2 protein-coding genes and 1 pseudogene are annotated in these 8,317 nt (G+C 65.1%); all 3 read right to left on the reverse strand.

Going from position 1 to position 8,317, the window contains the following annotated elements; translation table 11 throughout:
* Positions 1-3,901, reverse strand: a 3,901-nt coding sequence (locus tag B4C31_RS01040) for an Ig-like domain-containing protein (protein ID WP_291530979.1), incomplete at its 3' end; no start/stop codon positions are given.
* A complete protein-coding gene (locus tag B4C31_RS01045) occupies positions 3,898-5,604 on the reverse strand; it encodes a serine/threonine-protein kinase (protein WP_291530980.1) in 1,707 nt (568 codons plus the stop codon). The genes B4C31_RS01040 and B4C31_RS01045, both read right to left, overlap by 4 nt.
* 271 nt (positions 5,605-5,875) lie before the next feature.
* Positions 5,876-8,317: pseudogene (locus B4C31_RS01050) on the reverse strand (DNA-directed RNA polymerase subunit beta'); the annotation flags it as partial.

An 8,317-nucleotide genomic window follows, 5' to 3' on the forward strand; every position in this document is an offset into this window, starting at 1 on the left:
GTCCAACAATCGGGGTGCGGTTCAGGGCGAGGGTGTCGGCCTTGTCGTTTGCCACCACCGTGATCCGGCTCTCGGAGGGTGCAAGACCGGAGACGTTGATCTCCTGGATTTCCACGTCCTGGGCCTGCTGCAGGTAGGCCCCGCGCAGCTGCCGCATACCGGCGTTGAACACGTAGGTGGATCCGAATCGGTTCACCGAGAAGGTTATGGCGGTTTCGGCCACATTGCCCGCCTTGTCGGTGGCCGTTGCCGTGAGCGTGTAGACGTCGTCGGTGTCAGGGGTCCGTTCGAAATCCCGGAATGTCACGGTGAGCCGGCCTTCGGATTCCCGTACGAGGCTCCCGGGCATGGCGGCGCCGGTCAGCGGTCCTCTGTGCGCCCCTTCGATGGTGTAGTCGAGCCCCTGTTCGCCGAGGTTCGCGTCCGCGCACTCGATGCTCGGCGCGACGGTTCCCGCATAGGCGGTGCCATCGGACACACGGTCGATGGCGATATGCGGCGGCGTCAGGTCAATGACGAATTCCGGCACCGTCACCGTCTGCGCTTTGTTCCCGGCCAGGTCGATGGCGGAGATCTCCATCGTGTAATGCCCCTCGCCGGAGAATGTCACGGTGTTGGTCCACGATGCGTCGTGACGTTCACCGTCGGTACACGCCCATCCGCTGCCGGCCGGCACCGGTTGTTCATTGCCGTTGCCGTCCGTGGCGGAGATGCTGATCACGGATTCGGATTCGGACAGGTTGCGTTCGATCTGGGTGATGGTGGCGATGCGAGGGGCATCGTAGTACATGCCATTGGCCGCATCGGTATTGTCGAAGGCGATGCCGAGCTGTGGCGGCGTGGTATCGATGACGAACCGATCATGATGCGCCGCTGTTTCCGTCTCCGGTGCCGGTTCGTGGAATTCGGCGTCGACGGACCAGACACCGTCCTCCTGCGCTGCGAATGTCGTGCCGTAGGTTCGCCCGTCATCGCCCGGTGTGAGTGCGGATAGCGGTATGGCACGGTGTTCCGAGCCGTCACGGGTCAGGGTGATGAGCACACGATCCGGATCACAGTCGATGACCAGATCGAGATTGGCGTCGGATAGCGTCAGGGTGCCGTTGCGCCACGCCCGGTAGTACCGTTCGTTCCGCACCTCGTTATTGTCATAGGACACGGCGATCTCGGGCGGCGAGGCATCCACCGCCAGCATGTCGATGGCGTGCTCCGCGAACACCGGTTGGTCGGAGAAATCACCAGTGGAGGCATAGTTGCCTGCGGCATCGGCGACGGCGAGCGCGGTACCCTCCGCGATGAGCCGGAATCCGTCGGCTTCAAGGCGGAATGAGAGCGTGCCACGGATTGGGTCATAGTCCAGATCGTCATTCCCGAGGGTGGCCCCGGTGGTGTGGGCATCGATGTTCGGCCCATCCCCATCGGCCAGTTCGCCGTATTCGTTCACCTCCGCGAATGCCGGGCTGTCGGCGTCCACGCTAGAAAGGGCGTCGGATATGCCATCCAGCGTAACGGTGTGTGAGGCGGCGAACATGATGCCGTGCCATGACGTGGGCGTACCCGCAAGTGTCAGTGTTCCGATGCTCGGAGCGGTCCAGTCGATGATGAAATGCGTGCCGTCCATCAACATGTCCTCGGATATGGTGGCGGAGGCGGCGGCATCATGCAGTCCCTGATAGGACAATCCGATGGCGTATCGGCCCTCCGACACGCTCCGAGCTCCCGCGACACGTACCGGCGCGGTGATGGACCATTGCATGCCGTCCTGACTGTTCCACCCCTTGTTCCGGATGGTCAGCGCCTCCAACGTCCGACCGTGGCCGCTGTGTTCGACCGTGCTCTCGGCGAACAGGTCGGCATCGACGGTTGTGGCGTCGGTGGCGTTACGGGCCAACGGGAACCATGGATCATGTACGGTGCAGGTGACGGACACGTCGCCCCGGTAGTACCCTTGCCGTGTCGATTGACGATGTTCCGGTGCACGGTCCATCAGCGTCATGGCGTCGACCTGCGGCGCCCCCTGAGCGATGACGACCAATATCGAGGCATCCGTTTCGGACAGGAGCGCGCGCAAGGTCGTTTCGGTGGTGTTGCCGGCCTGATCCATGCCCATGACCCGCACCGCGTCCAACTCGTACAATCCCTCCTGGCTGAAGGTGATGACGGCCTGACCGCTGGCGGGATCGACGGCAATATGCTGCTCCACGGGTGTGCCGCCGTCGATCACATTCCCGTACAAATCGGTGGGTGCGGGGATGACGGCTCGGAGCGTGCCCGCCCCGGATACCGGGGATTCGGCATCGGCCGCCGGGGAGGCATCATCCACGATGATGCCGATGGTCCGTTCACCTACTGCGGCGTGTATGGATTGGCCGTCATACGTGGTGTTCGGCGGCAGCGCCGACACCCCCTGCATGGTCGGGGCGATGGTGTCGACGCCGAAATCGAGTTCGGCGGCCCGCACAGTGCCGAGCAGATACCCCATGATGCCTTCCGACGCCCGCTCGTGCACCGTATAGCGGTACCAGCCGTCGGCGTGCGGCTGTGTGTCCGCCCAACCGATGCGACCGTCGTCCTCGATGCGCAGATCGCCGATTGTGATACTGCCATACGGATCCTCGCCCCGCACGGCGGTTACCACCGGTGCCGTGCTGGTGGCGTCCTGTTGCTGAAGGACTTCGAGGATTCTGGGTAGCAGCCGATTGCCGGTAACGGTGAAGCCGACCTTCGGCGCCTCGGCATACCATGGGCCTTTCGCGTCGCCTGATGACGTGACGGCCGTCAGCGCAGCGGCAACGCCACCTGCGGGCTCCCCGATGGTCAATGGTTGGGGCAGACAGTCCGAGCCGTCCAGATCGCCGATTGTATACGATGTCGCATCGCCTCCCATGTGGATGGCGATATCGCTGAAGTCGTAGCTTCCGGGAGTGATCAGGGTCACTTCAACGGCGGCGGACCCGGCCCGGCCTTCCGCGGAATCCACCGTCGTAACACGGTAGTCCTGCGATTGAAGAGGCTGCGCTTCGCCGTCCAGATCGAGATAGGAGCCGGTGAGACTGATGGCTTGGGGCTGGCCGTATCCGTCGGCCATGATGATGCACACCCGACGCGACGTGTCCTCGCCCCATGCGATGACCTCGTTGCCGTTTCGGAGATCGTGAGAATCATCGCCCTGGTAGGAGACTTGGCCAAGCGAAGCCGCATCCCGGATCGGGATGGTCCGCCGATCATCGGGGACGGCGAACGTGCGTACGGCCGTCACGGTCTGCGGCGTCGACGTATGATAATCGGCCGCGGAAGCTGCGGATGATGCGACGCCCATGGCGGCCATGGCCACCGCCGCGGATGTCAGCACCATTGCCCTGCGTCGGATGCCGCCAGCCACCACGGTGTTATCGGCGGACACCGTATCATCGGACACCGCCCTGCCACCAGCCATCACAGCGTCGTCGAACACCGCCAAACTGTCAGACACCACGGTACCGTCAGCCACTACGGTGTCATCGGCAGCTACCGTGCCATCAGACAACATCGTGCCATCAGATACCACCGTACCGTCGGCCAGCATGGTACGGTCGACCGCCACAACAGGCGTGCTCGCCACCGCACCGACCACATGCGCCCCACACTTCGATGCCGACGACTGCGCGGACCCGGCCGGGCGTGAGGTTTCGGCGGATGCACGCCTTGCGTTCCTCGTGGCCAGTATGTCGGAGTACCGCCAGGCGCCCGGTCTGATGCCGCGCAGCCACGCGATCTCCTGACGTGCGGACGTACCATTCAACGCACGCCGCACGGCGGGCACGTCGAATCTGCGGTGCATCACCACTGCTGCCACCGCCAGCGCCACGGCCATCACCAGCCATACCACGGCAGCCATCCCCAACCATTCATAACCGCTCATTGCAGATCCCCCTTATGATCCATATACGCGTTCTCAATGGCCTGCAGCACCACAGGCACGCTCCCCAACGCCCGGTCCCTGGCGTCATCATGCGCATCAGCCGTGGTGTCGGTCGTTTCGGCCACGTCGCCGGCCCGAGCGCACAGCCGCTCCATATCCTTCCGGGGAACACCGTCCGCCCGGAATTTCCGCGGATAGGTGAGCAGGGCATCCAATGCCAGATTCGCCGCCTCCAGACGGATCACCTCGCTCCGCTGCGCCGAGGCCGACTCCACCAGCCGCTGCAGCAGCCCGAAATACGGCTGGTACCGACCGCCGTCATGACCTTCGTTGATCAACGGCACGATACGCACGTTGAATTCCGCGATGCCCGCATAGATGCCGGCGAGCGCCGTCTCTTCGAACGTTTCGGTCTCCGCGGCATCGCGCATCCATGGCGCGGCCGCACGGATCCGTGCCATGCGTGATCCCTCGGCATCGGCGTCGTTCGGTTCCACGGCGTAGTAGTACCAGTACAGCCGCCCTGTGTCGAAGCACAGCTGCGCCCATGCGGTCCGGTCCGACCGCAGTGCGTCGGCGTGACGGTTGAGCAATGCCGTATACGTCGCCTCCTCGGCCTGGGAGAACACGCCATCCGCCGTATACCGGTCAATCAGACGCCGATACGGTTCGATACTTCCGGGCAGAATCTCGGCGGCGCGGCGGCATGCCTGTTCCGCGACGGGATCGGCGGAGGCCTGCTCGGCCTGACGCATCCAATGCGTGTAGTCGCCGTTTCGTTCATGGTCCGCCGCCAGCAGCGAGCCCGCGGACAACGCCAGGCACGCGACCGAAGCGGCGGCGGTTCCAGCGAAGATACGCCACCGGCGCAGCAGTGTCCGCCGTCTGGAACGCTCTTCGTCCCGGCAGTGCCCGAGCGCATAGGCGAATTCGGCGCAGGATGCGTACCGCTGCTGCGGTTCCGGGGAGGTGGCTTTTGCGATTACATGCTCCAGCCCCGTGGACAGTTCCGGGCGGATCCGGCGGATCGGCACGATACCTTCGCGCGGATGCACGCCCGTCAGCAACTGGAACAGCGTGGCCCCCAACGCATGGATGTCGACACGGGCATCCAGTACACCGCCGGGTTCGAACTGCTCCGGCGCACCATACCCCGGCGTGCCCAATCGCCGGCCGTCGCCGATGCCGTCACGGTTCTCGCCGGTCTCCCCCTGTTCGATGGCGATGCCGAAGTCGATGAGTTTGACCATGCCGTCCGGTGTCAACATGACGTTGGACGGCTTCATGTCGCGGAACACCACCATCGGCGTACGGCGATGCAGGTAATCCAGCACATCGCACAGCTGGATGCCCCAATCCACCACCAGCGCCTCGTCCTGCGGCCCCTCGCGCTCCAGCAGGGTGCGCAACGTCTGCCCCTCCACGAAATCCATGACCACGAACACACCCGTATCATCGTCGATCAGGTCAACGATGCGCGGGATCGCGGGATGGTCCAGACGCGCGATCATCTCCGATTCCACCGTCAGACTGCGCAGCATCACGTCACGCCGCTCCGCCGAGCTGGCGTCGCGCATCTGTTTAACCGCCCACCGCCGGTTCAGTGATGCGTCCATAGCCAGATACACCGTCGACATGCCTCCGATGCCGACCTGTGTCAGGATGCGGTACCGTCCCCCGACCAATGTCCCCTCAGCTACCATGACGATTGCCTTTCCACATGCGTTGCCTGTACCCCGTAGCTCCGCATGTGACCGGATGAACGGTGCAGCCGGCTCCATGTCTTTCCCCCACTCCCAATGTACGGGCATGGCCGCCGCCGTGTCAACCGGACTGCGGACACGCCGTCCACCGGCACCACGAACCCCGCTGCCCGCAACGCTCCAGGAGCGACACGCCGCATATACGACGAGGGCGCACCCCATCGGGATGCGCCCTCGGTTCACCGCACGACCGTCAGCCGGCCGTATGCGGTCACAGGCTCAGATCGCCCAGATCGCCCAGGTCGGCGTCGGAGAAGTCGGCGCCGCCGAAGTCCTCCTGGCCGCCCTGATCGTTCAGGAAATCGTCCGGGTTGAAGTCGTCGCCGAGCTTCAGGTCGCCGAAGTCGATGCTGGAGAAGTCCACATCGCTCAGGTCGGCGTCGGAGAAGTCGGTCGCCTCGTCGCCGCCCAAACCGAAGTTCGGGTAGATCGTCTCGCGGATCGCCTTGTCCGGCTCCACCACCGCGTTGCGGTAACGGGCCAGGCCGGTGCCGGCCGGGATCAGCTTACCGATGATCACGTTCTCCTTGAGGCCCTTCAGGTCGTCTTCCTTCTGGCTCAGGGCCGCCTCGGTGAGCACGCGCGTGGTCTCCTGGAAGGAGGCCGCGGACAGCCACGAGTCGGTGGCCAGCGACGCCTTGGTGATGCCCATCAGCTCCGGACGGCCGGCGGCGGGTTTGCCGCCGTTCTTCACGGCCTCCATGTTCGCCTCGCGGAACTTCGCTTGGTCCACCAGCTCGCCCGGCAACAGCTTGGTGTCGCCGGAGTCGATCACGGTGATGCGGCGCAGCATCTGGTGCACGATGACCTCGATGTGCTTGTCGTGGATGTCGACGCCCTGCGAACGGTACACGTTGTGCACCTCCTCCACGATGTTGACCTGAGCGGCACGCGGGCCGAGGATGCGCAGGATCTTCTTGGGATCCACGGAACCCTCGATCAGCTGGGTGCCGGCCACCACGTGGTCGCCGTCCTTGACCAGCATCGGCGCGCGGCGGGTCACCGGGTAGGTGATCGGCTCGACCGTGGAATCGTCCGGGGTCAGCGTGACCTGACGGCCGCGGTCGGTGTCCTCCACCTTCACGATGCCGGCGAACTCGGCGATCGGCGCCTCACCCTTCGGGGTACGGGCCTCGAACAACTCGGTGACACGGGGCAGACCCTGGGTGATATCGGATGCCGAGGCGACGCCGCCGGAGTGGAACGAACGCAGCGTCAGCTGGGTACCAGGCTCGCCGATGGACTGGGCGGCCACGATGCCGACGGCCTCGCCGACGTCCACCAGCTTGTTGGTGGCCAGCGACCAGCCGTAGCACTTGGCGCACACGCCGCGCTTGGATTCGCAGGTCAGCACGGAGCGGGCCTTGACCTCCTCCACGCCGTGGGCCACCAGGTCGTTGAGCACATCCATCGACAGCGCGTCGCCGGCGTGGTACAGCACGGTCTCGTTGTCGGCGGGGTCGATGACGTCGGCGGCGAGCAGGCGCGAGTACGGGCCACCGTCGGCGGCCTTGACGAGCACCAGGTTGCCGTTGTCGTCACGCTCGGCGACCTTCATCGCCAGACCGCGCTTGGTGCCGCAGTCCTCCTCGCGGACGATGACCTCCTGCGAGACGTCCACGAGTCGACGGGTCAGGTAGCCCGACTCGGCGGTACGCAGTGCGGTATCGGCCAGGCCCTTGCGCGCGCCGTGCTGGGAGATGAAGTACTCCAGCACGGACAGGCCGTCGCGGTAGTTCGACTTGACCGGACGGGGGATGATCTCGCCCTTCGGGTTGGCCACCAGGCCTCGCATACCCGCGATCTGGCGGATCTGCATCCAGTTGCCTCGAGCGCCGGACTGGACCATGATGTTCACGTTGTTGTCATCATGGAAGTTCTCACGCATGGCGTCGGCCACCTTGTCGGTGCACTCGGTCCACAGGTTGATGAGCTCCTGACGGCGCTCCTCGTCGGTCAACAGACCCATGTCGTACTGGGAGTTGACCTTGGAGGCCTCCTCCTCGTACGAGTGGACGATGTCCTCGCGCTCCGGCGGGGCCACGATGTCGGAGTACGCCATCGTGACGCCGGACCACGGCGCGCGCGTGAAGCCCAGATCCTTCAGGGCGTCCAGCGTGGCGGCCACCTGGGCGGTGGAATAGCGGGTCGCGATGTCGTCGACGATCTTGGAGAGCTTGCCCTTGGGCACCTGCTCGTTGACGAACGGGTAGTCGGTCGGCAGGGTCTCGTTGAACAGGATGCGGCCGTAGCTGGTGGCGAACAGGACGGAACCATCCTGGAAGCGCTCCTCGCGGACCGTGTCCGGGCTGCCCGGCTCGGCGTCCACCACCTTGAGCTCGCGCGGCTCCCAATCCTTGGGCAGCACGAAGTCCTCGGGCAGACGGATCAGCACCATGGACTGCATGTCGATCTCGTGCAGATCGAGCGCCATCTGGGCCTCGGCCAGCGAGGAGAACACGCGGCCCTGGCCCTTGGCGCCCTCGACCACGGTCGACAGGTAGTACAGGCCGAGGATCATATCCTGGGACGGCATGGTGACGGTGTGGCCGTCGGCCGGCTTCAGGATGTTGTCGGAGGCAAGCATCAGCGTGCGGGCCTCGGCCTGGGCCTCGGCGCTCAGCGGCAGATGCACGGCCATCTGGTCGCCGTC

This window comes from Bifidobacterium sp. UBA4282 (genome assembly GCF_002394995.1).
Lineage (GTDB): Bacteria > Actinomycetota > Actinomycetes > Actinomycetales > Bifidobacteriaceae > Bifidobacterium > Bifidobacterium pullorum_B.